The organism is Pseudomonas sp. P97.38 (assembly GCF_001269745.1).
Lineage (GTDB): Bacteria > Pseudomonadota > Gammaproteobacteria > Pseudomonadales > Pseudomonadaceae > Aquipseudomonas > Aquipseudomonas chlororaphis_E.
This window is the reverse complement of sequence record NZ_LHVJ01000024.1, coordinates 350459-375890: the sequence shown is the minus strand read 5'-3', so window position 1 is coordinate 375890 and position 25432 is coordinate 350459. Positions and strand designations below refer to the sequence as shown.

21 protein-coding genes are annotated in these 25432 nt (G+C 63.1%); 5 read left to right on the top strand and 16 right to left on the bottom strand.

Going from position 1 to position 25432, the window contains the following annotated elements; genetic code table 11:
* Positions 1-134: 134 nt before the first annotated feature.
* The 8 genes from AD664_RS19625 to AD664_RS19590 all read right to left on the bottom strand — a co-directional run bounded on the left by AD664_RS19625 (position 135) and on the right by AD664_RS19590 (position 9017).
* Positions 135-1493 carry an LLM class flavin-dependent oxidoreductase gene (locus tag AD664_RS19625; RefSeq protein WP_053148837.1) on the bottom strand — a complete coding sequence of 453 codons (1359 nt, stop codon included), beginning with the start codon at positions 1491-1493 and terminating at the stop codon, positions 135-137.
* A complete protein-coding gene (locus tag AD664_RS19620; RefSeq protein WP_053148834.1) occupies positions 1493-2686 on the bottom strand; it encodes an SfnB family sulfur acquisition oxidoreductase in 1194 nt (397 codons plus the stop codon). The genes AD664_RS19625 and AD664_RS19620 overlap by 1 nt, the downstream gene beginning before the upstream one ends.
* Positions 2687-2710: 24 nt before the next feature.
* Positions 2711-3952: an SfnB family sulfur acquisition oxidoreductase gene (locus AD664_RS19615; RefSeq protein WP_053148831.1), complete on the bottom strand. Its 1242-nt coding sequence runs from the start codon at positions 3950-3952 to the stop codon at positions 2711-2713.
* Positions 3953-4284: 332 nt separating this feature from the next.
* Entirely contained in the window at positions 4285-5055 is a 771-nt protein-coding gene (locus tag AD664_RS19610) for a hypothetical protein (RefSeq protein WP_053148828.1), read from the bottom strand.
* Positions 5056-5550: 495 nt separating this feature from the next.
* A complete protein-coding gene (gene tcyN / locus AD664_RS19605) occupies positions 5551-6312 on the bottom strand; it encodes an L-cystine ABC transporter ATP-binding protein TcyN (protein ID WP_042731573.1) in 762 nt (253 codons plus the stop codon).
* A 3-nt stretch (positions 6313-6315) separates the two neighbouring features.
* The gene (gene tcyL, locus AD664_RS19600) at positions 6316-6981 is read right to left on the bottom strand and encodes a cystine ABC transporter permease (protein WP_053148825.1); all 666 of its coding nucleotides are present in this window, start codon (positions 6979-6981) and stop codon (positions 6316-6318) included.
* Positions 6981-7781 carry a cystine ABC transporter substrate-binding protein gene (tcyJ, locus tag AD664_RS19595; RefSeq protein ID WP_053148823.1) on the bottom strand — a complete coding sequence of 267 codons (801 nt, stop codon included), beginning with the start codon at positions 7779-7781 and terminating at the stop codon, positions 6981-6983. The genes tcyL and tcyJ overlap by 1 nt, the downstream gene beginning before the upstream one ends.
* A 243-nt stretch (positions 7782-8024) precedes the next feature.
* Entirely contained in the window at positions 8025-9017 is a 993-nt protein-coding gene (locus AD664_RS19590; RefSeq protein ID WP_053148821.1) for a D-cysteine desulfhydrase, read from the bottom strand.
* Positions 9018-9367: 350 nt separating this feature from the next.
* On the opposite strand from AD664_RS19590, the gene betT reads away from it, so the two are divergent.
* Positions 9368-11329, top strand: a complete 1962-nt coding sequence (gene betT, locus AD664_RS19585; RefSeq protein ID WP_172679748.1) for a choline transporter BetT — start codon at positions 9368-9370, stop codon at positions 11327-11329.
* Between the two features lie 211 nt (positions 11330-11540).
* Here betT and AD664_RS19580 read toward each other — a convergent pair whose 3' ends face one another.
* On the bottom strand, positions 11541-12281 hold the full coding sequence (locus AD664_RS19580; RefSeq protein WP_053148815.1) for an SDR family oxidoreductase: 741 nt from the start codon (positions 12279-12281) through the stop codon (positions 11541-11543).
* Positions 12282-12404: 123 nt separating this feature from the next.
* On the opposite strand from AD664_RS19580, the gene AD664_RS19575 reads away from it, so the two are divergent.
* Complete coding sequence (locus AD664_RS19575; protein WP_053148812.1) at positions 12405-13295, top strand: LysR family transcriptional regulator; 891 nt, start codon at positions 12405-12407, stop codon at positions 13293-13295.
* A gap of 116 nt (positions 13296-13411) precedes the next feature.
* Positions 13412-14449 (top strand): L-glyceraldehyde 3-phosphate reductase, encoded by a 1038-nt coding sequence (gene mgrA / locus AD664_RS19570; RefSeq protein WP_053148809.1) that lies wholly within the window; start codon positions 13412-13414, stop codon positions 14447-14449.
* Positions 14450-14508: 59 nt separating this feature from the next.
* Here mgrA and tauD read toward each other — a convergent pair whose 3' ends face one another.
* The 7 genes from tauD to AD664_RS19535 form a co-directional block, all read right to left on the bottom strand.
* Positions 14509-15351 (bottom strand): taurine dioxygenase, encoded by an 843-nt coding sequence (tauD, locus tag AD664_RS19565; RefSeq protein ID WP_053148808.1) that lies wholly within the window; start codon positions 15349-15351, stop codon positions 14509-14511.
* A gap of 46 nt (positions 15352-15397) precedes the next feature.
* Complete coding sequence (gene tauC, locus AD664_RS19560; RefSeq protein ID WP_053148804.1) at positions 15398-16237, bottom strand: taurine ABC transporter permease TauC; 840 nt, start codon at positions 16235-16237, stop codon at positions 15398-15400.
* On the bottom strand, positions 16234-17028 hold the full coding sequence (tauB, locus tag AD664_RS19555) for a taurine ABC transporter ATP-binding subunit (RefSeq protein WP_053148800.1): 795 nt from the start codon (positions 17026-17028) through the stop codon (positions 16234-16236). Before tauB ends, tauC begins: the two co-directional genes overlap by 4 nt.
* Positions 17029-17046: 18 nt before the next feature.
* Positions 17047-18024 (bottom strand): taurine ABC transporter substrate-binding protein, encoded by a 978-nt coding sequence (gene tauA / locus AD664_RS19550; protein ID WP_053148799.1) that lies wholly within the window; start codon positions 18022-18024, stop codon positions 17047-17049.
* Between the two features lie 276 nt (positions 18025-18300).
* Positions 18301-19884: a glutamate--cysteine ligase gene (gene gshA / locus AD664_RS19545; RefSeq protein ID WP_053148796.1), complete on the bottom strand. Its 1584-nt coding sequence runs from the start codon at positions 19882-19884 to the stop codon at positions 18301-18303.
* A gap of 272 nt (positions 19885-20156) precedes the next feature.
* Positions 20157-20540, bottom strand: coding sequence for a PaaI family thioesterase (locus tag AD664_RS19540; protein WP_053148793.1), 384 nt, complete (start codon positions 20538-20540; stop codon positions 20157-20159).
* On the bottom strand, positions 20540-22864 hold the full coding sequence (locus AD664_RS19535; protein WP_053148790.1) for a Tex family protein: 2325 nt from the start codon (positions 22862-22864) through the stop codon (positions 20540-20542). Before AD664_RS19535 ends, AD664_RS19540 begins: the two co-directional genes overlap by 1 nt.
* A 359-nt stretch (positions 22865-23223) precedes the next feature.
* Here AD664_RS19535 and ompR point away from each other — a divergent pair, with 359 nt between their 5' ends.
* Both ompR and AD664_RS19525 read left to right on the top strand, forming a co-directional pair.
* Positions 23224-23964, top strand: coding sequence for a two-component system response regulator OmpR (gene ompR / locus AD664_RS19530; protein ID WP_042729419.1), 741 nt, complete (start codon positions 23224-23226; stop codon positions 23962-23964).
* A gap of 113 nt (positions 23965-24077) precedes the next feature.
* Complete coding sequence (locus AD664_RS19525) at positions 24078-25391, top strand: ATP-binding protein (RefSeq protein WP_042729420.1); 1314 nt, start codon at positions 24078-24080, stop codon at positions 25389-25391.
* The last annotated feature ends 41 nt before the right edge of the window (positions 25392-25432 follow it).

Below are 25432 nucleotides of genomic sequence, written 5' to 3'. Positions count from 1 at the left end.
TATTCCAGTCATTAATGGATGGCGCACAGCTTTTGTGGCGAGGGAGCTTGCTCCCGCTGGTGGGCGAAGCCCGCCCAAAAAAGCGTTGGGGCCACTTCGTAGCCCAGCGGGAGCAAGCTCCCTCGCCACAGGGGTCAGTGTCGGTAGGTAGAACCAGTGTGTTGTCCGGGTAAATGAGCCGCTGCGCTAAACAGCTTTTCGCGCAGGGTGCCCTGGTCGTATTCGGTCTTGTACGCGCCGCGCTTCTGCAGTTCGGGGATCACCAGGTCGATGAAATCCGCGTAGCTCTGGGGCGTCACGATGCGGGTCAGGTTGAAGCCATCGAGGCCGGTTTCGGCGATCCACGACTCCAACTCGTCGGCCACCTGCTCGGGCGAGCCGACCACGGTGATGTAGCGCCCGCCCAAGGCGTGCTGTTCGAGCAATTTGCGGCGCGTCCAGTCGTTGTTCTGCAGGGTCTTGGTCGCAGACTGGATGGCGTTGCTTTTCACGTACTGGATCGGCTCGTCCAGGGCGTACTCGGAAAAATCGATCCCTGTGGACGCGGAAAAGTGCGCCACCCCGGCCTCGGCACTGGCGTAGCTCAGGTACTCGGCATGCTTGGCCCAGGCGGCGGCTTCGGTTTCGCCGACGATCACGTTCAGGCCCATGAACACCTTGATGTCGCCTGGGTTGCGTCCGGCCTCGACGGCGCTGGCGCGGACCTTGTCCACCTGGCGCTTGGTCGCCGGTTTGTTCTGGCCGCTGATGAACACGCATTCGGCATGCCGCCCGGCAAACTGCAGGCCACGCTCCGAACTGCCGGCCTGGAACAGCACCGGTGTGCGCTGGGGCGACGGTTCGCAGAGGTGATAACCCTCGACCTGGTAGAACTCGCCATGGTGCCGGACCTTGTGCACCTTCTCCGGTTGCGCGTAGATCCGCTGCTCGCGGTCATTGAGCACTGCATCGTCTTCCCAACTGCCCTCCCACAACTTGTAGAGCACTTGCAGGTATTCGTCGGCCTGGTCGTAGCGCCGGTCATGTTCGACCTGCGCGCTCAAGCCCATGGCCTTGGCGGCGCTGTCCAGGTAGCCGGTGACGATGTTCCAACCCACCCGGCCGCGACTCAGGTGGTCGAGGGTGCTCATGCGCCGGGCGAACAGATACGGCGGTTCGTAGGTCAGGTTCGCGGTGAGGCCGAAGCCCAGGTGCCGGGTGACGGCGGCCATCGCCGAGACCAGCAGCAGCGGGTCGTTGACCGGCAACTGGATCGACTCTTTCAGCGTGACGTCCACCGACTGCTGGTAGACGTCATAGACGCCGACGATATCGGCGATGAACAGCCCGTCGAAGAGCCCGCGCTCAAGCAATTGCGCCAGGCCGGTCCAGTATTCCAGGGTGTTGTACTGGGTCGAGGTGTCCTGGGGATGGGTCCACAAGCCATGGTTGATGTGCCCGATGCAGTTCATGTTGAACGCATTGAGCAGGATCTTTTTCTTGCCGGCCGCCATCAGATCGTCCCTCGCAGCGGCGGCTTCTCGTCGTTGAGATAGAAGTTGCCCACCGCGTGGTACTTCCAGCGCACCGGGTCGTGCAGGGTATGCACGCGGGCGTTGCGCCAGTGACGATCGAGGCCGTGTTCGGCGAGTGTCGCCTGGCTGCCGGCCAGTTCGAACAGGGTGCTGCCGGCGACCAGGGAGATGTCGGTGCTGATGGCGCGCGCTTCGGCCACGGCGATCGAGGCGGCGGCGACCGTGTCGGCGTGTGGGTCGGCCTGGGCCTGGTCGAGAAACTCGCCGGCCCGCTCCAGCAGGGCTTCGGCGGCGTGCAGGCGCACGCTCAACTGTCCGAAGCGCTTGAGGGTGAGCGGGTCTTCGGTGGCGACGTCGCTGGTGGCGTCGATCCAGGGCCGGGTCTTGCTGCGGACGAACTGCAAGGCGTCTTCATAGGCCGCACGGGCAATGCCGGTGTCGATGGCGGCGTGAAGAATCTGCGCCAGCGGCCCCACCGGGGTCGGGCGCTCGAAGGCGCTCTGGAAAGGCACGATGTCTTCGGCGGCGACGTAAACGTCTTCGAACACCACCGAGCCGCTGCCGGTGGTGCGCTGGCCGAAGCCACTCCAGTCGTCGATCACCGTCAGCCCCTTGCTGTCGCGAGGGACGAAGGCCAGTTGCTGCACGCCGTTTTCATCCACCACCGAGGTGGGAATGCGCTGGGCGTAGATCGCCCCCGTGGCGTAGAACTTGCGGCCGTTGATGCGATACCCCGCGCCGTCGCGGCGCAGTTGGGTGGTGCGGTCGTGGGCGGTCTTGGTGCCCAGTTCCGCCAACGCGTTGCCAAAGCGCTGGCCGGCCAGCACCTCGGCGTACAACCGTTGTTTCTGCGCTTCGCTGCCGTTTACCCGCAGCACTTCCAGGGCGTAGTAGTGGTTTTGCGGAATCTGTCCGAGAGAGCCGTCGGCCTGGGCGATCAGCGCAATGACCTTGGCCAGGGTGACGTTGGAAACCCCGGCGCCGCCGTAGGCCTTCGGTACGCTGATGCCCCACAGGCCGGAACGGGAGAAGGCCTCCAGCTCCGGGTGCGGCAGGCGTCGCTCGCGGTCGCGCAGGGCGCTGTCGCGCTTGAAGTCATCGGCCAGGTCGCTGGCCACGATCAGGGCTTGTTCATCGCTGGTGATCACCGCGATGTGTTGGGAAAGCGTCATGTGCTGCTCCAGAAAATCGGCGGGTCAGATCCAGGAATGCCGGGCCGGCAGGGTGCCGTTCAACCGGTAGGCGCCGATGGCGTGGTACTTCCAGCGCACCGGATCGTGCAGGGTATGGACGCGCGCGTTGCGCCAGTGGCGGTCGAGGTTGAACTCGGCCAGGGTGGCGCGGCTGCCGGCCAGTTCGAAGAGCTTTTCGCTGGCTTGCAGGGCGATCTCGGTGGTCAAGGCCTTGGCCTCGGCCACGACGATCGAGGCGTGGGCGGCCGATTGCGCGGTGATGGGGGCGGCCGTGACCTGGTCCAGTACCCGTCCGGCCTTGCGCAGCAGTGCTTCGGCCGCGTGCAATTCGATCTTCAGTTTGCCGATGTCGGCGATCACGTAGAGGTCGTCGCTGGCGCGCTCGACCTTGGCATCGATCCAGGGACGGGCCCGCTCGCGAACGAAGGCGATGGCATCGTCGATGGCGCCCCGGGCGATACCCGCATCGATCGCGGCCTGGATCAGCTGTGAAATCGCGCCCTGGACGTTTGGTACGTCGTTGATGCGCCAGTTGTCCAGGACGAGTTCGGCATCGACCCGCACATTGTTCAGCAGCACCGTGCCGCTAGCGGTCGTGCGCTGGCCAAAGCCCGACCAGTCGTCGACGATGCGCAGGCCCGGTGTGCCGCGCCGTACGAACGCCAGCACCTGCCGGCCCTGGTCATTCAGCGCCTTGACCGCCACCCAATGGGCAAACAGCGCGCCGGTCGAATAGAACTTCTGGCCATTGATGACGTAGTCGTCGCCGTCGGCGGTGATCCGTGCCTTGAGTTCAAGGGTATTGCGAACGCCACGTTCCGGCCCGGCGTTACCGATGCGCGCGCCTTCGAGCACGCTTTGCAGCAGTATCTGTTTTTGCCGTTCGGTGCCCGTGCCGAGAATCAGCTGGAGCACGCCGAACTGGTTTTGTGGAATCTGCCCCAAGGCCGGGTCCGCAGCGCAGATGATCGCGAACACATCGGCGAGGGTGACGAAGGATACCTGTGGGCCGCCGTATGCCCGGGGGATGGCGATGCTGCCCAGGCCACTGCGGGTGAACTGTTCGATTTCCGACCATGGCAGCTTGCGCTGCTGATCGCGGCGCGCGGCCTGCTGGCGGGCGACTTGCGCCAGTTCATGAGCGGCTTTGATCGCTTCGGCATCGTTGCGCAGCACTTGGGCGGGCAGCAACAGCGGGGCGATGTCCAGGTCGCTGTGGACGTTTGCCTGGGCCAGATCCGACATTACAGCCACTCCGTGGCTGCAGGCAGTGCCTTGGCGCACTGCGCTGGGGTGTTTGTGTTCCGTACCATACCCACCTCACCTGTGAAAAAAAAAATCAGGAAATGTCCGGTGGTCCGGTTTATATACCCTAAACGCGTATAAATAATTTTCAAACTAACTTTTGGGAATATAAATAGAGAGATTTTTCCAGCGGGCTGTTGTGGCGAGGGGAGTCATCCCCGATGGGGCACGGAGCGGCCCTGAAGTTTTGGGGCCGCTTCGCCCGAGACATCGGACCGTCCCAGCGGGAGCAAGCTCCCTCGCCACGGATAGATCCATCACCCGCGTGTTTCTCAACGTATTCCGCGGCTGGGCTCGGCAGCCATGAGCGCCTCTCTCGGCGGGGTTTTCAGGTAGGGATTGGCGCAACCGATCTTCAATGTTCGCGGCGGCGCCCATTGGGAGTTGTTGCCCACTCGGTCGAGGATGCAGTAGCTCACTTCCAGGCGCAGGTCCTCGCCGGCTTCCAGGATGAGCTGCGGTGGCACCCAGACATTGATCGGCTGGCCGACCTCGCTCGGCTTGATCCGTGGCAGGTCCATGCGTACATCGCCCCAGCGCAGGGTGATCGCGTCGTCGGGGGCCATGTTCAGGTAGGGTTCGATCGTCAACGGCACACCGCGCTTGATCTGGCTCGGGTTCACGCCCTTGCGGCGGATGGTCTCGGGGATACGCACCGGCGCCAGCCCCTGGTTTTCATCGCCGCTCAGGGCTGACGGCTGGCCGCCGGGGCAGTCGAGCTTCACCTGTATCCGGCGCGTGGCCGACAGCGCCGGCCCGCGCCCGACTTGCATTACCCGGTAGTGCAGGCACGAGGTGCCGTTGACGATGAAACTCTCCGGCACCCGCAGCGTGACGCTGTTTTGCACATCCTCCGACGACAGCAGGCGCGAGCCGACGTAGCAGTTGTCCCAGAACAGTTCGATCAGGTCGCCGGCGTCCATTCCGGGGTAGGGGGCTATGGCGACCTCCAGGCGGGCGGCGCTGGTGATATTGATACCGGCGGGGTGGGCATTGGCCAGGGTCGGTGCGGCCAGCCCGGGAAGATTCGACGTACATGTCATGGTGTTCTCCTTGATGCTTAAAACGAAGTCCGTTTCGGGAAGATCAAAGGCGCGTGTGTTCGCGACATACTTTTATGGGCGCAGTCATTGAAGTTAATGACGGTTAATCGCCGTGCAGAATTAGAAAAGTGTGCCTCGCCTGTGAGACAGGGCACTAGATAAGGGCTCATCAGTTTCAGTGTCAATAGAGGCACTTGCCTAATAAAACATTCAGTCAGGCTTCAGAATGTTCCTACAAACAGAAGTTAGGAATGCTCGACGGAAAACGTACTTTTCCTCGGTCTTTCCTGTGTTCTGAGCGGCGTGGCGGGTGTTCAAGCTATGCGGTGGTTGGCAACCACTCGAAGGGAATATGTCACTGGGGATACGGTTGTTCGTTGTTTCGAGTCGGCGTGCAAGTTGTAAGTTGTATCGGAATGAATATCTTCAGGATATGGCCGTGCTGTTTTCCAATCGTCACACTTCCGTCCCTGGAAGTGTGGGCATGAAAGTTAACTAGTGGCTGTCGTGTCCGGCGGAGAGGAACTTGCTGAGGAACTGCCGAGTGCGTTCTTCCCGGGGCGCAGCAAACAAGGCCTTGGCTTCGCCTTGTTCGACGATGACGCCCTTGTCGAAAAACACCACGCGGTTCGCCACGTCGCGGGCAAAACCCATTTCGTGGGTCACGATGACCATGGTGCGTTTTTCTTCGGCCAGGCCGCGAATGGTCGCCAGTACCTCACCCACCAGTTCCGGATCGAGGGCCGAAGTCGGCTCGTCGAACAGGATGACCGCCGGCTCCATCGCCAGCGCCCGGGCAATCGCCACGCGCTGCTGCTGGCCGCCAGACAGGCGCCGGGGGTAGGCGTCTTCCTTGCCGGCCAGGCCGACCTTGGCCAAAAGCTTGCGCCCCAGGGCCTCGGCGTCGGCCCGGGGTGTTTTCTTCACCACGATCGGGCCTTCGGTGACGTTTTCCAGGGCGGTGCGATGGGGAAAGAGGTTGAAGTTCTGGAACACGAAGCCCACCTGCTGGCGCAAACGGCGCACCAGGCCTTGCTGCTGGTTCAGCGGGCGGCTGCCATCGATTTCGATGTCGCCGACCTTGATCCGGCCGCTGCTGGGCTCCTCGAGGAAGTTCAGGCAACGCAGGAAGGTGGTCTTGCCCGAGCCGCTGGGGCCGATGATCGCTACCACTTCACCTTCTTCGATCTTCAGGTCGATGCCGTTGAGCACCACCTGACCCTTGAACTGCTTCGTCAGTTTTTCCACGACAATCATGGGTCAGGACTCCTGGTCATGCCGATTGACTCGAGCTTCCAGGACGTTCTGCAAGTGCGCGAGCACGCTCGCCAGAATCCAGTAGATCAGCGCGGCGGCAAGGTACATGGTGAAGATTTCGAAGGTTCGCGCGGTAATCAACTGCGCCTGGCGGAACAGCTCCGGCACCTGGATGGTCGCCGCCAGTGCGGTGTCCTTGACCAGGGAAATGAAGCTGTTGCCCAGCGGCGGCAGGGCCGTGCGCGCGGCTTGCGGCAGGATGGCCCGGCGCAGGGTCTGCGCGCGGGTCATGCCGATGCTTGCCGCGGCTTCCCACTGGCCGCGCTCGATGGAGCTGATGGCGGCCCGCAGGATTTCACACGCATAGGCCGCCATGTTCAGCGAGAAGCCGATCAGGGCCGCCGGCAGCGGGTCCAGCTCGACGCCCAGTTGCGGCAATCCGTAATAGATCACGAACAACTGCACCAGCAACGGCGTGCCGCGAAAGAACGACACGTAGATGCGGGCGATCCAGCTCACCAGTTTGACGTGCGACAGGCGCATGAGCGCCAGGCCGAAGCCCAGCAGCAAACCGAAGAGCATGCCGCCCAGGCTGAGGAAGATCGTGTAGTACGCGCCCTTGAGCAGGAAGGGCGCGGAATCCAGTGCGAGTTGAAGAGCTGCTTCCATTATTGGGTAACGTCAGCGCTGAAGTATTTCTCCGAAAGCTTCTTCAGCGTACCGTCGGCGCGCAGTTTCTCGATGGCCTTGTTCACGGCCGCCAACAGCTCAGGCTCGCCTTTGCGCAGGGCAATGCCGGACTCCTGGCGCGAAAAGGCCTCGCTGGTGACGGTGGTGTCCTTGGCTTTCTTGGCGTATTCCAGCGCGGCCAGGCGGTCGATCAGGATGGTATCGATACGGCCGACACGCAGGTCCTGGAACTTGGTGGGGTCGTCATCGTAGGTCTTGACCTGGGCGCCTGGCACTTCTGCCTTGACCCATTGCTCGTAGTTGGTGCCCAGGCCCACGCCGACTTTCTTGCCGTCCAGGTCCGCAGCCTTCTTGATGTTCAGCTCGTCGGCTTTCTTGGTCAGTACCAGTGCCTGGATCCCGGAAACGGTGTACGGCTCGGAGAAGTCGTATTTTTTCTTGCGCTCCTCGGAGATGGTCACCTGGTTGACCACGGCGTCCAGACGCTTGGATTCCAGCGCCGCGAGGATACCGGCCCATGGGGTGGTCTGCAGCTTGACCTTCACGCCCAGCTCCTCGGCCAGGGCTTCGGAGAACTCCACTTCGAAGCCGGTCAGCTTGCCGCTGTCATCGACGAAGCTGAACGGTGGGTAGGTGCCTTCCAGGCCAATCCTGATTTCACCGGCATCCTTGATTTTCTGCAGTTGCTCACCGGCAACCGCTTGCCCCAACAGGCCGGCGCTCAATGCCAGGCCCAGCGAACCTACCAACAGGTTGCGACGTAGTGCGGAAAAATTCATGACAAGCCCCTATGTTTTCTTATGAAGACATCGATCTGGATGGGAAAGGCGTAGACGCGATCCGAAAAGATTGCCACATCCTGCCCTAAAAGCAGCCCGGGCGTCTCGCGGCAAATACGCCTGCGGCGGGACTATAGGGCGGCTCTTTTAGATTGGAAAATAATATTAAATTAAATAAATATATCTATTCGGAATGAATTCCTGTGTGAGCAAGCCCGCTCCCAAAAGGGATATCCAATACTTCTAAAATGCCCCGCCATAGGCAAACAACGCCGGGGCGCCGCCGGTGTGCAGGAACAGGATCGGACCTTCGTCGAAGCGGTCGCGACCGATGCCGTCGAGCAGGCCGGCCATGGCCTTGCCCGTGTAGACCGGATCGAGCAGCAAGCCTTCGAGGCTCGCCAGCAGTTTGACCGCCGCCAGTGTGCCTGCGTTGGGCTCGCCGTAGCGGGGGGCGAAGTACTCGTCCCACAGGTTCACCTTGAAGGCCTGCGCAAGCGTCACGCCCAGCAGTTCGGCGGTGCGCTCGGCCAGTCCCTGGACTTTCGGGAACTGGTCTTCTTCGCTGCGCGAAACCGTTACGCCGATGACCGGCAGCCGGGGCAGTGCCTCGCTCAACGCCAGCGCCAGGCCGCTGTGGGTGCCGGCACTGCCCGAGGCGAGTACGACGGCGGCGAAATCGAGCCCGGTGTCGTTGATCTGCCCGGCCAGCTCCAGGCCTGCACGGACATAGCCCAGCGCGCCCAAGGCGTTCGAACCGCCAATCGGCACCAGGTAAGGTTTTTTTCCATTGCTGCGTAGCCGAGCGGCGAGGGCCTGCAGTTGCTCATCGTCGTTGTCCAGGTTGTCGACCAGCTCGACCTTGGCGTCGAACAATTCCAGCAGCAGCCGGTTGCCGTTGCCCAGGTAATTGCTGTCGTCGGTGCCGATCGGGTTTTCCAGCAACGCCACGCAACCCAGGCCCAGTTTCGCGGCCAGGGCAGCGGTCTGGCGTACGTGGTTGGATTGGATCGCGCCAGCGGTGATCAGGGTGTCGGCGCCTTGGGCGATGGCGTCGGCCGCCAGGTATTCGAGCTTGCGCAGTTTGTTGCCACCCAGCGCCAGGGGTGTCAGGTCGTCGCGCTTGATATAGACGTCGCGGCCGAGCCAGGTGGAGAGGCGCTCGAGTTTTTCCAGCGGTGTGGGGTGGCCGAGTAGTTCAAGGCGGCTAAAGCGGGCCAGCTGTTGTTTGATCATTGCGCCGTACTGATTGCAGGAGATGCCTGGACTATAGGCATACCGATATTCAGGGGCAATCGCCAATCTGCCGGGGGTGTTGTTCGGGGGTGCTGAACGAATGTAGGTCAATAAGCGTCATACCCTCCCGTAGGCTAGTGTAGGAAACGTGCCGTCGGGCCCTGCGATTAGTCCTTAGCACCCTATTCATGTTTAACTTGAACGTTCATTCAAGTTAAACCGTCGGTTTGCTGCCCGCTCACAACAGGAGGCTTGCCTTTGCCGAGTCCGTTTTTGACCTTCGTCTTTTCACCCTTCGGGACGCCGCGCCCATGAGCGCCTCGTCCCTTCCTTCCAGCGGCCTGGTCCGCGTGAACCCGCCGGTCTTTTACTTCGCCGCGACCGTCATCCTGCTGTTCGGCCTGGTGGTGATTACCCTGCCGGAGCAGGCCGGCGCCTGGTTGCTGGCGGCGCAAAACTGGGCGGCCAATACGGTCGGCTGGTACTACATGCTGGCGATGACCCTGTACCTGATCTTCGTGGTGGTGACGGCCTTGTCCGGCTACGGCAAGATCAAGCTCGGTGCCGATCACGACGAGCCGGAGTTCAGCTACCTGTCCTGGGCCGGCATGCTGTTCGCCGCCGGGATCAGCATCACACTGTTTTTCTTTTGCGTCTCCGAGCCGCTGACCCATCTGGTACAGCCGCCACAAGGGGAAGCGGGCACCGCGGATGCGGCGCGCCAGGCCATGCAGATCCTGTTCCTGCACTGGGGCCTGCACGGCTGGGGCGTTTTCGCCTTCGTCGGTATGGCCCTGGCGTATTTCGCCTACCGACACAACTTGCCGCTGGCCCTGCGCTCAGCGCTGTACCCGCTGATCGGCAAACGCATCAACGGCCCCATCGGCTACGCCGTGGACGGCTTTGGCATCATCGCCACAGTGTTCGGCCTCGGCGCGGACATGGGCTTCGGTGTACTGCACCTCAACTCCGGTCTGGATTACCTGTTCGGCATTGCCCACACCCAGTGGATCCAGGTCGGTCTGATCGTGTTGATGATGGGGGCGGCGATCCTGGTGGCGGTGGCCGGCGTCGACAAGGGCGTGCGGGTCATGTCCGACATCAACATGCTGCTGGCCTGTGCATTGCTGCTGTTCGTCCTGTTCGCCGGCCCGACCCAGCACCTGCTCAATACCCTCATCCAGAACCTGGGGGACTACCTCGGCGCCTTGCCGATGAAGAGTTTCGACCTCTACGCCTACAACAAACCCAGCGACTGGCTGGGCGGTTGGACGGTGTTCTACTGGGCCTGGTGGATCGCCTGGTCGCCGTTCGTGGGGTTGTTCATCGCGCGGATTTCCCGCGGCCGCACCATTCGCGAATTCGTGTTTGGCGTGCTGCTGATTCCCTTGGGCTTCACCCTGGCGTGGATGTCGATTTTCGGCAACAGCGCCATTGACCAGGTGTTGAACCACGGCATGAGCGCCCTGGGCATGTCCGCCCTGGAAAACCCGTCGATGAGCCTCTACCTGCTGCTGCAAACCTACCCCTGGAGCAAGACGGTGATCGCCGTCACCGTGTTCATCAGCTTTGTGTTCTTCGTCACGTCCGCCGACTCCGGCACCGTGGTGCTGTCGACCTTGTCGGCCAAGGGCGGCAGCCCCGACGAAGACGGGCCGAAATGGCTGCGGGTGTTCTGGGGCACGATGACGGCGCTGGTGACCAGTGCGTTGCTGTTTTCCGGCAGCATCGATGCCCTGAAGTCGGCGGTGGTGCTGACATCCTTGCCGTTCTCGATGATCCTGCTGTTGATGATGTGGGGGCTGCATAAGGCGTTCTACCTGGAGTCCCAGAAGCAGATCGCGCAGTTGTATTCTCTGGCGCCGGTGTCGGGTGCACGCCGGGGCAAGGGCGGTTGGCGCCAGCGCTTGAGCCAGGCGGTGCACTTCCCGTCCCGGGACGAGGTGTACCGCTTCCTCGACAGCACGGTGCGCCCGGCCGTCGAGGAAGTGAAGGCGGTGTTCGCCGAAAAAGGCCTGGCGGTCGTGACACAGCCAGACCCGGCCAACGACAGTGTCAGCTTGGAAATCGGCCATGGCGAGCAGCATCCGTTCATCTACCAGGTGCAGATGCGTGGCTATTTCACGCCGTCTTTCGCCCGCGGTGGCATGGGGTCCAAGGAGCTCAACAACCGTCGCTACTACCGCGCCGAGGTGCATTTGAGTGAAGGCAGTCAGGATTACGATCTGGTGGGCTACACCAAGGAGCAGGTGATCAACGACATCCTCGACCAGTACGAGCGGCATATGCAGTTCTTGCATTTGGTGCGTTGATCGTCTCGTGGTGGTGTATCGGGGGATTGCCGTTTCTTGTGGGAGCGGGCTTGCCCGCGAAGGCGGCCTGACAGCCGGCTTGGCGCTTGCGGCTGTAGCGTGATCCCTTGTGGGAGCGGGCTTGCCCGCGAAGGCGGCCTGACAGCCAACCTGACTCTCGCGGTAGCCCCCAATCCAGCGGGTAATCGGGCCTGCCCACGAAGGCGGTGGTTCAGACCAGCCCGCCGTTGGCCCGCAGGATCTGCCCATTCACCCAAGCGGCAGCCGGGCTCACCAGAAAGGCGATGATGTGGGCGATGTCCTCCGGCTGGCCGAGGCGTTCCAGGGGCGGCATCTTGGCGAAGTTCTGGATCTGTTCTTCGCTCTTGCCGTGCAGGAACAGCTCGGTCGCGACCGGGCCGGGGGCCACGGCATTGACTGTGATCTGCCGACCGCGCAGTTCCTTGGCAAACACCTGGGTCAAGGATTCCACAGCAGCCTTGCTGGCGATGTACACCGAGTAGCCGGGCAGGTTCAGGCCCACGGTGCTGCTGGAGAAGTTCACGATCCGCCCACCGTCGTTCAGGCGCGTCGCGGCTTCACGCAGGGTGTTGAAGGTGCCACGGGTGTTGATGGCGAAGGTCTGCTCGAACAGCTCGTCGCTGTGCTCCGCCAGGGGCAGGACCTTGAGAATGCCGGCGTTGTTGATCAACACATCGACCTTGCCCAACTGCGCTTCGGCCTCATCGAACATCCGATGCACATCGCTGGCCGAAGACACGTCGGCCTTGATCGCTATGGCTCGGTGACCGGCCTGGCGCAATTGCACCACCAGCTTCGAGGCTTCGGTGGCGCTGCTGGCGAAATTGATCGCCACGGCAAAGCCTTCGCGAGCCAACTGCTTGGCGATTTCGGCGCCGATGCCACGCGAGGCACCGGTGACAATGGCAACTTTGGAGGTTTGGGTCGTCATGGTGAGGTCCTTTGAAGTGGAGGTGCGTTAGGGTGACGCCAGACTCACATGTTTACTCCGGGCGATAAATATTCGAGAGTTGCCTTGGCTATTCAATAATCACCAACAATCAGGGCGTGTGGAATGGACCAGGTCAAGGCAATGAAAGTGTTCGTGCGCATCTACGAACGCAGCAGCTTCACCCTGGCGGCCGAAGACTTGAACCTGCCGCGTGCAACGTTGACCCACACCCTCAATCAATTCGAAGCCTGGCTCGGCGTGCGTTTGCTGGAGCGCAGCACCCGCAAGGTGCGGCCGACCCTCGATGGCGAAGCCTACTACCCGCGTTGCGTGCACTTGCTGGCGGAACTCGAAGAGGCCGAGCTGGCGTTTCGCAGCGTAGCGCCCAAGGGACGCCTGCGCGTCGACATGCACGGCACCCTGGCCCGGCACTTCGTGATCCCGGCATTACCGCAGTTCATGGCGCGCTACCCGGACATCGAACTGTCCATCAGCGAGGCCGACCGCTACGTCGACCTGATCGCCGAGGGCGTCGATTGCGTGGTGCGCGCCGGCACGCTGGGGGACTCTTCGTTGATCGGCCGACGCGTCGCCAACCTGCGGCAGATCACCTGTGCCAGCCCCGCCTACCTGCGCCAGTACGGCGAACCGAAGACCCTCGCCGACCTGCGTCACCACCGGGCGGTGAACTACGTCTCGCGGACCACGGCCAAGCTGTACCCCTTTGAGTTCATGGTCGATGGCGAGCTCGAGGAAGTCGCCATCGAAGGCGCGCTCTCGGTATTTGGCGCCGAAATCTACGCCGCCTCGGCCATCGCCGGCCTTGGCCTGATCCAATGCCCGCAGTACCGGATGCAGACGCAGATCCAGCAAGGCCTGATCCAGGAAGTCCTCCCCGCCACCCCACCACCGCCCATGCCGGTCTCGGTGCTCTACCCGCACAACCGCCACCTGTCGCCACGGGTCCGGGTGTTTGTGGATTGGTTGGCGCAGGTGTTCGAGGGCGCGCGTTGAAAGAACGGATGGATGAATGGGCGGGTAAGATGTGCGCGAACTTTCCACCTGAACGGCGCGTCTGTGAAGTGTCAGCTTCGCCATCCGCACCCGCCGTTCGCACAAGAGAGCTTTCCATGACCTACACCGCTGCCGAAAACCGCTACGAGTCCATTCCCTACCGCCGCGTCGGTCGCAGCGGGTTGGTGCTGCCGGCGCTGTCGCTGGGGTTGTGGCACAACTTTGGCGACAGTACGCCGATCGACACCCAGCGCTCGCTGTTGCGCACGGCGTTCGACCTGGGCATCAACCACTTCGACCTGGCGAACAACTATGGCCCTCCCTACGGCAGTGCCGAGATCAACTTTGGCCGGTTGTTGCGTGAAGACTTCAAGCACTATCGCGACGAGTTGATCATCTCCAGCAAGGCCGGCTGGGACATGTGGCCCGGCCCGTACGGCCAGGGCGGCGGGTCGCGCAAATATGTGCTGGCCAGCCTGGACCAGAGCCTGCAACGCCTGGGGCTGGACTACGTCGACATCTTCTATTCCCACCGTTTCGACGCCGATACGCCCCTGGAAGAGACCGCCAGCGCATTGGCCACCGCGGTGGCGCAGGGCAAGGCGTTGTACGTCGGCATTTCTTCGTATTCCGGGGTGAAGACTCGGGAAATGGCCGCGTTGCTCAAGGAGTGGAAGGTGCCGTTGCTGATCCACCAACCGGCCTACAACCTGCTTAACCGCTGGGTGGAAAAAGATCTGCTGGACGCCACCGAGGCGCTGGGGACGGGCGTGATCGCGTTTACGCCGCTGGCCCAGGGCCTGTTGACCGACAAGTACCTCAAGGGCATTCCGGCCGATGCGCGGGTCAACCGGCCCGGCGGCGGTTCGTTGCAGGCTTCGCACTTGTCGCCGCAGAACATCGCCCACGTGCGCGCCCTCAATGAGATCGCCCAGCAGCGGGGTCAGAGCCTGGCCCAGATGGCCTTGGCCTGGACCCTGCGTGATCCGCGGGTCACCTCCGCCCTGATCGGCGCCAGCCGCCCCGAGCAGATCGTCGAGAACGTCGGAGCGTTGAAGAACCTGGCGTTCAGTGCCGAGGAACTGGCACGAATCGACCAGTTTGCCCTGGAGGGCGGGATCAACCTCTGGGAGAAACCGTCGACGGCGGAGTAACGCCTAGCGGTTACACGATACCCGTGGCGAGGGCGCTGGCGCCCTCGCCACGGGTGACCTCATTTGAAGAACGGCACGTCCCCCAGCACCGTCGCCCGGTGCATCACCCGCCGCGCAGGGCGGTAGTCGTCTACGGCGAAATGCTGGGTCACGCGGTTGTCCCAGAACGCCACGTCATTGGTCTGCCAGCGCCAGCGCACGGTGAACTCGGGGCGGGTCGCGTGGGCGAACAGCAATTTCAGGATCACCTCGCTTTCGGTTTCCGACAGCTCGTTGATACGGGTGGTGAAACCTTCATTGACGAACAGCGAGCGCCGCCCGCTCACCGGATGGGTGCGGATCACCGGATGAGACAGCGGCGGGTTTTTCCGGCGCGCCTGTTCCCAGCGCGCCAGGTCTTCGGCGGTGTTGCCAAAGCGCTCCAAGGGGAAGGAACGGGTGAAATCGTGGGTCGCGGTCAGGCCTTCCAGCAGGCGTTTGATGGGTGTCGACAAGGCCTCGTAAGCCGCGATGCCGCTGGCCCACAAGGTGTCGCCACCGAACGTCGGCAAGGACTTGGCGCTGAGCACCGCGCCCAGGGCCGGCGTTGGCAGGAAGGTCACATCAGTGTGCCACACGGCGTTGTCGCGAACGTCGGTGACGGCCGTGTCGAGCACCAGCACCTCGGGTTGCTCCGGCACGTTGGGGTAAATCGGATGAATATGCAGGTCGCCAAAATACGCGGCGAAACGCGCCTGTTGTTGCGGCTCGATCGGCTGGTCGCGGAAAAACAGCACCTGATGTTCCAGCAGGGCCTGCTCGATGAGCTCGCGGTGTTCCGGGGTCAATGGCTGGCTGATATCGATCCCGTCAATCTGCGCGCCGAGGGCGATGCTCAAGGGAGTAATGGTCGGACGGCTCATCGGTAGATTCTCGAATTCGGGCGCCGAAGGGGCGGCGTGGTCGGTTTCAGCGGGCCTGGCCGTGCCATGGCACCAGTTTGCGTTGCAGGGCGCGCAGGCTCAGCTCCATGGCGAAGGCGATCAGGGCGATGACCAGGATCCCCAGCACCACGACGTCGGTCACCAGGAACTGGGCCGCCGACTGCACCATGAACCCCAGGCCGCTGGTGGCGGCAATCAGTTCGGCAGCCACCAGCGTCGACCAGCCCACGCCCAGGCCGATGCGAATGCCGGTGAGGATGTCCGGCAGGGCGCTGGGCAAGATGACATGGCGAATCAACTGGGCCCGCGTGGCCCCCAGCGACTGTGCGGCCCGCAGTTTGGCCGGGTCGACGGTGCGCACGCCGGTGGCCGTGGCGATGGCAATCGGGGCGAAGATGGCCAGGTAGATCAGCAGCACTTTCGACAACTCGCCGATGCCACACCAGATCACGATCAGCGGCAGATAGGCCAGCGGCGGGATCGGCCGGTAGAACTCGATCAACGGGTCAAGCACGCCACGGGCAACACGGTTGGCACCGATGGCAATGCCCACCGGCACGGCCGTCAACACCGCGAACAGCAGACCCAGGCCGATTCGTCCGAGGCTGGCGCCCAGGTGCTGCCAAAGGGTCGCGTCCATGTAGCCACTGGTTGCCAGCAGCCAGCCTTTTTGCAGCACTGCGGACGGCGAGGGCAGGAACAACGGCTCGATCAGGCCGCTGGCAGTGATGCCCCACCAGGCGGCGAGCAAAACAATCAGGGTCAAGCCGCTGATCCATCGGGTACCCAGGTTGAGTTTCGGGCCGATCGCCGGGCGCCCGGCAGCAGGCGTACGGATCACCGCTGGCACTTCATAACTGCTCATGGGCGCTCCTGTGTTCGAGTGGCGCTGCGCTGAGAGAACACCCTGGCAAGCACATGCTCGCGGGTTTCGATAAAACGCGGGTCGGACTTGATCGACCGTGCCGACTCCCCGGCCCCGTAGCGCCGGCCGAAGTCCAGGCTGAGGCGTTCGACGACCTGGCCGGGGTCGGGCGCCAGCAGCATCAGGTCGGTGGCGAGGAACACCGCTTCCTCGATGTCGTGGGTGATCAGGAACACGGGCTTGGCGGTGCGTTGCCAGACTTGCAGCAGCAGTTCCTGCATCTGTTCGCGGGTGAAGGCGTCCAGCGCACCGAAGGGTTCGTCCATCAGCAGTACCCGTGGATCGGCCGCCAGTGCCCGGGCCAGGCCGACGCGCTGCTTCTGGCCGCCGGAGAGCTGCCAGACGCGGCGTTTCTCGAAACCGGCCAGGTCTACCAGGGCCAGCATTTCCCGGGCACGGGCTTCGCGCTTGTCCTTGGGGACGCCCGCCAGTTCCAGGCCGAAGCCGACGTTCGCCAGCACATCCTGCCAGGGCAGCAGCGCGTCGTCTTGGAACACCACGCCGCGCTCGGCCCCCGGCCCCAGGACCGGCACGCCGTCCAGGGTGATCTGCCCGGCACTGGGCTCGACGAACCCGGCGATCAGGTTAAGCAGCGAGGTCTTGCCGCTGCCGGACGGACCGAGGGCAACCAGCAATTGCCGTGGCCCCAGGGTCAGTGAAATATCCGCCAGCACGGGCGCCGGCGCGCCGGGGTACTGTGCGCTGATGCGCTCCAGCTGTAGCAAGGCCATCGCAGTGTCTCCCGTGGCTCAGCGAGTGATGTACTGGGCGCTGACGTATGGCGCGTAGTCCGGCAGCACGGCGTCGACCTTGCCTTGTTCCTTGAGGAACGCGGCGGTGTCGGTGATGGCCCGGGTGGTCGGTGCGCCAAGGCTCACGACCTGGTCGGCGGCCAGGGGAAAGACGTTGCCTTGCAGCAACAGCGGGATATCGCTGGCCTTGGCGCCGGACAGTTTCACCAGCTTGTCGATGTTGGAGGCGTCGGCGATCCAGGCTTGTGGATCCTTGCGGTACAGGGTGTAGGCATCCAGGGTGACCTTGGCGAAGGCCGTGACGATTTCAGGGTGCTTCTGGGCGAAATCCTTGCGCACGATCCAGGCGTCGAAGGTCGGCGCGCCGAACTGGGCGAGTTCCGCGGAGGTGATCAGCACCTTGCCGTTTTCCTTGGCCACGCCCAGGGCTGGGTCCCAGACGTAGGTGGCGTCGATGTCGCCGCGTTTCCAGGCGGCGATAATGGCCGGCGGCGCCAGGTTGAGTACGGTGACTTTCGACGGGTCGATGTTCCAGTGCTTCAACGCGGCCAACAGGCTGTAATGGCCGGTGGAAACGAACGGCACGGCGATTTTCTTGCCGATCAGGTCTTGTGGGGTCTTGATGCCGGAACCGTCGCGGGCCACCAGCGCCTCGGCGGCACCGATCTGCGTGGCGATGAGGAACGTCTCCACGGGTACCTTGCGGGTGATGGCGGCGGTCAGCGGGCTGGAGCCGAGGTAACCGATCTGCACGTCGCCCGAGGCGATGGCGGTGATCACATCGGCGCCGTTGTCGAATTTGCGCCAGGCGATACTGGCCTGGGTGGCTTTTTCATAAGCGCCGTCGGCCTGGGCCACCTTGGCCGGATCGACGGTGGTCTGGTAGGCGACGGTCAGGTCGGCCGCCTGGGCAAACAGGCTGGTCGCGGCCAGCGTGGCGGCCGCGAGAAGGCGAAGGGAAACACGCAAAGTCATGGGAAAGCTCCTCAACAGGCCGCCGGATGTGTGGCGTGGGAGGAGACTAAATGATCTAAGAATTCAAAAATAAATAACTTTTTAGAATGAGCTTATCAGCGAAAAACTTAGCGAATGGCAAGCACACCTTTTGTGGCGAGGAGCTTGTTGTGGCGAGGGAGCTTGCTCCCGCTGGACTGCGAAGCAGGCCCAGGATTTTGCGGCTGCTGCGCAGCCGAGCGGGAGCAAGCTCCCTCGCCACAAAAGCCGTTCCGTAACGGATCGACACGACAGCGATCAGTTACTGATCGCCAGAATGCTCGCCTGGTACGAACCGACGAACACGTCGAAATCCCCCACTTCGTTCTGCTCCAGATCGGCTTGCTGGACCAGGGACTCGCGCGCGGCGGTTTCGAAGGCGGCCTGTTCCTGGGCAGGCAAGGGCTCGGCACGGAAGTATTGAGCGTGAGCCTTGCTTTGGCGCAAGGAGAACTCGGCGAAGCTTTCCTGATGTTCGGCCATGGCGGCCAGCACCCGGGCAGAAGGGGTCAGGGACGGATCACGGACTTTCGCCCGTTGCGCGTCCAGTGCCTGGCGATGCGCCTCGCCTCCCTGGCTCTGATCGAGCAGCGCGGCCAGTGGAGCGATATTGTCCAACAGCTCCATGGCCCAGGCCTGCATGTCCACCGATTGGCCCCGGCGCTGCAACTGCAGGCCTGGCTTGCGGCCTTGCTTGACCACGGTCAGGAAGTTGCTCGTGGCGTTGCCGCATTCGTTGTTTTCCAGTTGCGGGCTGTCATTGAGGCCGCAATACAGCAGGAATGCATCGAGGAACCGCGCTTCGGTGAGGTCGATGCCCATCGGCAGGAAGGGGTTGATGTCCAGGCAGCGCACTTCGATGTACTGGATGCCCCGGGCCATCAATGCCTGGATCGGGCGCTCGCCGGTGTAGGTCACGCGTTTGGGGCGGATGTTGGAGTAGTACTCGTTTTCGATCTGCAGGATGTTGGTGTTGAGTTGCACCCATTCGCCGTTCTGGTGAGTGCCGACTTCGACGTAGGGCGCGTAGGGGGTCGCCACCGCTTTGCGCAGGCTGTCGGTATAGCTTGTCAGGTCGTTGTAGCACGGCGTGAGGCCAGCCTGGGCGTTGCTCTGGTAACCCAAATCACTCATGCGCAGGCTGGTGGCGTAGGGCAGGTACAGGGTGTTCGGGTCCAGTTGTTCCAACTGGTGCGGGCGGCCGCGCAGGAAGCCTGCGTCCAGGGCTGGCGAGGCGCCGAACAGGTACATCAGCAACCAACTGTAGCGGCGGAAATTACGGATCAGCGCGATGTAGGCCGAGGACTGGAAGTCACGGTCGCTCACGTCGGCGGATTCGGTCTGCCGCAGCAGCGGCCAGAGTTTTTCCGGCAGGGAGAAGTTGTAGTGGATCCCGGCAATGCATTGCATGGTCTTGCCGTAGCGCAGGGCCAGGCCCTTGCGGTAGACGTACTTGAGCCGGCCGATATTCGAGGTGCCGTAGTAGGCGATCGGGATGTCCTCTTCCGCCGGCAACGGGCACGGCATCGAGGGGCTCCACAGGTACTCGCCGCCGAGCTTGCTGTAGGCGAATCGGTGGATCTTGTCGAGGCTGGCCAGGGTGTCGGCCGGGTTGGCCAATGCCGGGGTGATGAACTCCAGCAGCGACTCGGAATAGTCGGTGGTGATCTGTTCGTTGGTCAGCGCCGACCCCAACGCCTCGGGATGCGGGGTCTGGGCCAGGTGCCCGTTCTCCGTGACGCGCAGGCATTCACGCTCGATGCCATGCAGGCACTGTTCGAGCAGGGAGAGGTTGGCGCGCTCGCCGAGCAGGGCCAGGCGGCGGTTTAAAAGGTCGCTCAAGTTGAATTCCTTCACGCGTCAGTCGCCCCAATATGGGGGTGGGCAAGACGGTCTACAAGGGTGAAGTTAAAACTGGCGTTTTCGCCTGGTTTTTGTGCTGTCATGGACTGATCACCGCAATGTCCTGTGGGAGCGAGCTTGCTCGCGATAGGGCAGTGTCAGTCAACACTCAGGTGACTGATCCGTCGCTATCGCGAGCAAGCTCGCTCCCACAAGGGGATTTCGTCGCCGCATTTGCAGCGCCGAAATTAACCCAAATCGATGACAGGGAGCTATAGCACAGCGAAGGTGCCTTGCGCTTTTGCGACCAACTTGTCGCCCTGGGTGACCTCGGCTTCGACCACCAGGGTGCGTCGCCCTGGATGGATGACCCGGGCGGTGCACATCACTTCGCCGTCGGAGACGGCGCGAATGTAGTTGATCTTGCACTCGATGGTCGCGCTCTGCTGGTCAAAGCCGTGGACACTGGAACAGGCCAGGCCCATGGCGATGTCCACCAGGCTGAACAGCGCGCCGCCGTGCAGTTTGCCGCCGCGATTGCGTAACGGCGGCTCAAGGTTCAGGGCGACCTGCGACACGCCGTCCCCGAGGCTGTGCAGACGGCAGCCGAGCAGTTTGAAAAACGCGCTTTCCACCAACCCGGCCGGCACGTCCATCAGCGTTTCTTCAACTGCTTGGCGTTGGCGAACAGCGAGGCCATGGCGTTGTTCGCCGGGGCGGCCGTGGCGGTTTCCTTGCGCGGCGCGGTGTTCTGCGACGGGCGCGGCGCCGAGCCCGGACGCGCGCCACGGGCCCCATCGATTTTCTCGCCCGGGGTGTCGCTCATGCGCATCGACAGGCCGACGCGTTTGCGCGGGATGTCGACTTCCATGACTTTCACTTTTACCACGTCACCGGCTTTCACGGCCTCGCGCGGGTCCTTGATGAACTTCTCCGACAGGGCCGAGATGTGCACCAGGCCGTCCTGGTGCACGCCGATGTCGACGAAGGCGCCGAAGTTGGTGACGTTGGTCACCACGCCTTCGAGGATCATGCCCGGTTGCAGGTCCTTGAGGTCTTCGACGCCTTCCTGGAACTCGGCGGTCTTGAATTCAGGGCGTGGGTCGCGGCCGGGTTTCTCCAGTTCCTGGAGGATGTCGGTCACGGTGGGCAGGCCGAAGGTCTCGTCGGTGAACTTCTTTGGGTCCAGGCGCTTGAGGAACGCGGCGTCGCCGATCAGCGAGCGGATGTCGCGGTCGGTCTGCGCGGCGATCCGCTGCACCAGCGGATAGGCCTCGGGGTGAACCGCGGAAGAGTCCAGCGGGTTGTCACCGTTCATGACGCGCAGGAAGCCGGCGGCCTGTTCGAAGGTTTTTTCACCCAGGCGTGGGACTTTCTTCAAGGCCGCGCGGGTCTTGAAGGCGCCGTGCTCATCACGGTGAGTGACGATGTTCTGCGCCAGGGTCGCGTTGAGCCCCGAGATACGTGCCAACAGCGCCACCGACGCGGTGTTCACGTCCACGCCCACGGCGTTCACGCAGTCTTCCACCACGGCGTCCAGGCCGCGGGCCAGTTTCAGCTGGGAAACGTCGTGCTGGTACTGGCCGACACCGATGGATTTCGGATCGATCTTCACCAGTTCCGCCAGCGGATCCTGCAGGCGCCGGGCAATGGACACCGCGCCACGGATCGACACGTCCAGGTCGGGGAATTCCCTGGAGGCCAGCTCCGATGCCGAGTAAACCGATGCGCCGGCCTCGGAGACCATGACCTTGGTCATTTTCATCGCCGGGTATTTCTTGATCAGTTCGGCGGCCAGCTTATCGGTCTCGCGGCTGGCGGTGCCGTTGCCGATGGCGATCAGGTCCACCGAATGCTTGGCACACAGCGCGGCCAGCACGGCCAGGGTCTGGTCCCATTTGTTGTGTGGTACGTGTGGGTAGACGGTGGTGTGGTCCAGCAGCTTGCCGGTGGAGTCCACCACGGCCACCTTGCAGCCGGTGCGCAGGCCCGGGTCCAGGCCGAGGGTGGCGCGCGGGCCGGCCGGGGCGGCCAGCAGCAGGTCGTGCAGGTTGTGGGCGAATACGTTGATCGCCTCGGTTTCGGCGTTGTCGCGCAGTTCACCCAGCAGGTCGGTTTCCAGGTGGGTGTAGAGCTTGACCTTCCAGGTCCAGCGCACCACTTCGGCCAGCCATTTGTCGGCGGTGCGGTTCTGGTTCTGGATGCCGAACTGCTGGCCGATCATGCCTTCGCACGGGTGCATGGTGCCGGGCAACTCATCGCCGACCTTCAGCGCGCAGCTGAGGATACCTTCGTTGCGGCCTCGGAAAATCGCCAGGGCACGGTGCGAAGGCACGCTCTTGAGAGGCTCGTCGTGTTCGAAGTAATCGCGGAACTTCGCGCCTTCCTCTTCCTTGCCGGCGATCACGCGGGCGCTGAGGATGGCTTCCTGCTTGAGGAAGTTGCGCAGTTTTTCCAGCAGGTTGGCGTCTTCGGCGAAGCGCTCCATGAGGATGTACTTAGCGCCTTCCAGTGCGGCCTTGACGTCAGCCACGCCTTTTTCGGCGTTGATGAAGCGCGCGGCTTCGGTTTCCGGCGCCAGGGTCGGGTCGTTGAACAGGCCGTCGGCCAGCTCGCCGAGGCCGGCTTCCAGGGCGATCTGGCCCTTGGTGCGGCGCTTCTGCTTGTAGGGCAGGTACAAGTCTTCGAGGCGGGTCTTGGTGTCGGCCAGCTTGATATCGCGTTCGAGTTGCGGGGTCAGCTTGCCTTGTTCCTGGATGCTGGCCAGGATGCTGACGCGCCGCTCGTCGAGTTCGCGCAGGTAGCGCAGGCGCTCTTCCAGATGACGCAACTGGGTGTCATCGAGGCTGCCGGTGACTTCTTTTCGGTAACGGGCGATGAAAGGCACCGTGGAGCCCTCATCGAGTAGCGCGACGGCCGCTTCGACCTGTTGCGGGCGGACGCCGAGTTCCTCGGCGATGCGGCTGTTGATGCTGTCCATAAAACCACCTGACAAATGTGTGAAATCAGGCTCGCCACCACAGAGGCCGGGCTTGGCGAGACTGGTTGAGCGGGCGGGTGCGCGCCGCTGCCTGGGTCAAAAGGCTGCCTGTTGACCCGCGAAATTCAAAAAGTGCTGCCTGAGCCAGGGAAAAAATGAGTCGCCGGGGCCATGATCCGGCCTGTCCTGGCACAAAAGGGCCGCGCATTATAACCAGCGTTCCAGGCTTGGGGGGCGTCATGGTCTGTAGGCTTGTTGCCCGAATTTCTGTAGGCAGAGGAAAAATCTGCTAACAATGCACACGGGTGCGTATAACGGCAGCTAGGCCATAATGCGCGCCGAGATCAAAGGAGCTTCCTATGAGCAGCACCGCACAAACTGCTGAAGGCGAAAAAATTCTGATTGTTGACGACGATCCCGGGCTGAGCAGCCTGCTGGAGCGCTTTTTCGTCAGCAAGGGCTACCGCGCCCGCACCGTACCCAACACCGAGCAGATGGACCGCCTGCTGGCCCGCGAGGTGTTCAACCTGGTGGTGCTGGACCTGATGCTGCCCGGCGAGGATGGCCTGACCGCCTGCCGCCGCCTGCGCAGCGCCAACAACCAGATCCCGATCATCATGCTCACCGCCAAGGGCGACGAGCTGAGCCGCATCAAGGGCCTCGAACTGGGTGCCGACGACTACCTGGCCAAGCCGTTCAACCCGGACGAGCTGATGGCCCGCGTCAAGGCCGTGCTGCGCCGCCAATCGGCACCCGTACCAGGCGCGCCGGGCAGCGAAGACGAGAGCGTGACCTTCGGGGACTACGAACTGTCCCTGGCCACGCGCGAGCTCAAGCGCGGCGACGAAGTCCACATGCTCACCACCGGCGAGTTCGCCGTGCTCAAGGCGCTGGTGATGAATGCCCGCCAACCGCTGACCCGCGACAAGCTGATGAACCTGGCCCGTGGCCGTGAATGGGACGCGCTGGAGCGTTCCATCGACGTGCAGATTTCCCGTCTGCGCCGGATGATCGAGCCCGACCCTTCCAAGCCGCGTTACATCCAGACCGTCTGGGGTGTGGGTTATGTCTTCGTGCCGGATGGTGCCGCCAGCAAGTGATCGGCGATTTGTAGGAGCGGGTGGCCTGGCGGGTTGAATGTATTCTTCCAGGCGACTCGCGGTCCGTCATTGTGCGAGCATCGCTCGCTCCTGCAAGTGTGTAGCGGTTATTCATGAAAACCCCCGTTTGGTTCCCCCAGAGTTTCTTTTCCCGCACCCTCTGGCTGGTGCTCATCGTCGTGCTCTTTTCCAAGGCGCTGACGCTGGTGTACCTGTTGATGAACGAAGACGTTCTGGTGGACCGGCAGTACAGTCACGGCGTGGCCTTGACCCTGCGGGCCTATTGGGCGGCGGACGAAACCAATCGAACCAAGATCGCTGAAGCGGCGACGCTGATCCGTGTCGTCGGTGCCGGTGTGCCGGAGGGCGAACAACATTGGCCCTACAGCGAGATCTACCAGCGCCAGATGCAGGCCGAGCTGGGCGCCGATACCGAGGTCCGCTTGCGCATGCACTCGCCTCCGGCGCTGTGGGTGCGCGCCCCGAGCCTGGGGGATGGTTGGCTGAAAGTGCCGCTGTACCCGCATCCGCTACGCGGCCAGAAGATCTGGAACGTTCTTGGCTGGTTCCTGGCCATCGGCCTGCTGTCGACGGCCTCGGCCTGGATCTTCGTCAGCCAGCTCAACCAGCCGTTGAAGCGCCTGGTCTACGCGGCGCGCCAACTGGGCCAGGGTCGCAGCGTACGACTGCCCATCAGCGACACGCCCAGCGAAATGACCGAGGTCTACCGGGCGTTCAACCAGATGGCCGAGGACGTCGAGCAGGCCGGGCGCGAGCGCGAACTGATGCTCGCCGGCGTCTCCCATGACCTGCGCACGCCACTGACCCGGCTGCGGCTGTCCCTGGAACTGATGGGCGAGCACACCGACCTGACCGATGAAATGGTCCGCGACATCGAGGACATGGACGCGATTCTCGACCAGTTCCTGGCGTTCATTCGCGACGGTCGGGACGAGTCGGTGGAAGAGGTGGACCTGACCGAACTGGTGCGCGAAGTCGCCGCTCCCTACAACCAGGCCGATGAGAAGGTGCATCTGCGCCTGGAGCCGATCCAGCCGTTCCCGCTGCGCCGGGTATCGATGAAGCGGCTGCTGAACAATTTGATCGGCAATGCCCTGAACCATGCCGGCACCGGCGTCGAAGTGGCGGCGTATGTCTCTGGCGACACCAATGCGCCTTACGTGGTGCTGAGCGTCATGGACCGTGGCGCCGGTATCGATCCGTCGGAGCTGGAAGCCATTTTCAACCCCTTCACCCGTGGTGACCGCGCCCGCGGTGGCAAGGGCACGGGCCTGGGCCTGGCCATCGTCAAGCGTATCGCCTCGATGCATGGCGGCAACGTCGAGCTGCGCAATCGCGCCGGCGGTGGGTTGGAAGCACGGGTGCGCTTGCCGTTGGGCTTGATGCTGCCTCGGGATGCGGTATAGGAGCAGCGGCGAGCTGTGAGCGGCGAGCTGCAAGCTGATTG

Bases quoted from the DNA above. Each gene is read 5' to 3' on its own strand.
- AD664_RS19625 (WP_053148837.1), bottom strand. From the start codon at position 1,493: ATGGCGGCCGGCAAGAAAAAGATCCTGCTCAATGCGTTCAACATGAAC.
- AD664_RS19620 (WP_053148834.1), bottom strand. From the start codon at position 2,686: ATGACGCTTTCCCAACACATCGCGGTGATCACCAGCGATGAACAAGCC.
- AD664_RS19615 (WP_053148831.1), bottom strand. From the start codon at position 3,952: ATGTCGGATCTGGCCCAGGCAAACGTCCACAGCGACCTGGACATCGCC.
- AD664_RS19610 (WP_053148828.1), bottom strand. From the start codon at position 5,055: ATGACATGTACGTCGAATCTTCCCGGGCTGGCCGCACCGACCCTGGCC.
- tcyN (WP_042731573.1), bottom strand. From the start codon at position 6,312: ATGATTGTCGTGGAAAAACTGACGAAGCAGTTCAAGGGTCAGGTGGTG.
- tcyL (WP_053148825.1), bottom strand. From the start codon at position 6,981: ATGGAAGCAGCTCTTCAACTCGCACTGGATTCCGCGCCCTTCCTGCTC.
- tcyJ (WP_053148823.1), bottom strand. From the start codon at position 7,781: ATGAATTTTTCCGCACTACGTCGCAACCTGTTGGTAGGTTCGCTGGGC.
- AD664_RS19590 (WP_053148821.1), bottom strand. From the start codon at position 9,017: ATGATCAAACAACAGCTGGCCCGCTTTAGCCGCCTTGAACTACTCGGC.
- AD664_RS19580 (WP_053148815.1), bottom strand. From the start codon at position 12,281: ATGACGACCCAAACCTCCAAAGTTGCCATTGTCACCGGTGCCTCGCGT.
- AD664_RS19575 (WP_053148812.1), top strand. From the start codon at position 12,405: ATGGACCAGGTCAAGGCAATGAAAGTGTTCGTGCGCATCTACGAACGC.
- mgrA (WP_053148809.1), top strand. From the start codon at position 13,412: ATGACCTACACCGCTGCCGAAAACCGCTACGAGTCCATTCCCTACCGC.
- tauD (WP_053148808.1), bottom strand. From the start codon at position 15,351: ATGAGCCGTCCGACCATTACTCCCTTGAGCATCGCCCTCGGCGCGCAG.
- tauC (WP_053148804.1), bottom strand. From the start codon at position 16,237: ATGAGCAGTTATGAAGTGCCAGCGGTGATCCGTACGCCTGCTGCCGGG.
- tauB (WP_053148800.1), bottom strand. From the start codon at position 17,028: ATGGCCTTGCTACAGCTGGAGCGCATCAGCGCACAGTACCCCGGCGCG.
- tauA (WP_053148799.1), bottom strand. From the start codon at position 18,024: ATGACTTTGCGTGTTTCCCTTCGCCTTCTCGCGGCCGCCACGCTGGCC.
- AD664_RS19540 (WP_053148793.1), bottom strand. From the start codon at position 20,540: ATGGACGTGCCGGCCGGGTTGGTGGAAAGCGCGTTTTTCAAACTGCTC.
- AD664_RS19535 (WP_053148790.1), bottom strand. From the start codon at position 22,864: ATGGACAGCATCAACAGCCGCATCGCCGAGGAACTCGGCGTCCGCCCG.
- ompR (WP_042729419.1), top strand. From the start codon at position 23,224: ATGAGCAGCACCGCACAAACTGCTGAAGGCGAAAAAATTCTGATTGTT.
- AD664_RS19525 (WP_042729420.1), top strand. From the start codon at position 24,078: ATGAAAACCCCCGTTTGGTTCCCCCAGAGTTTCTTTTCCCGCACCCTC.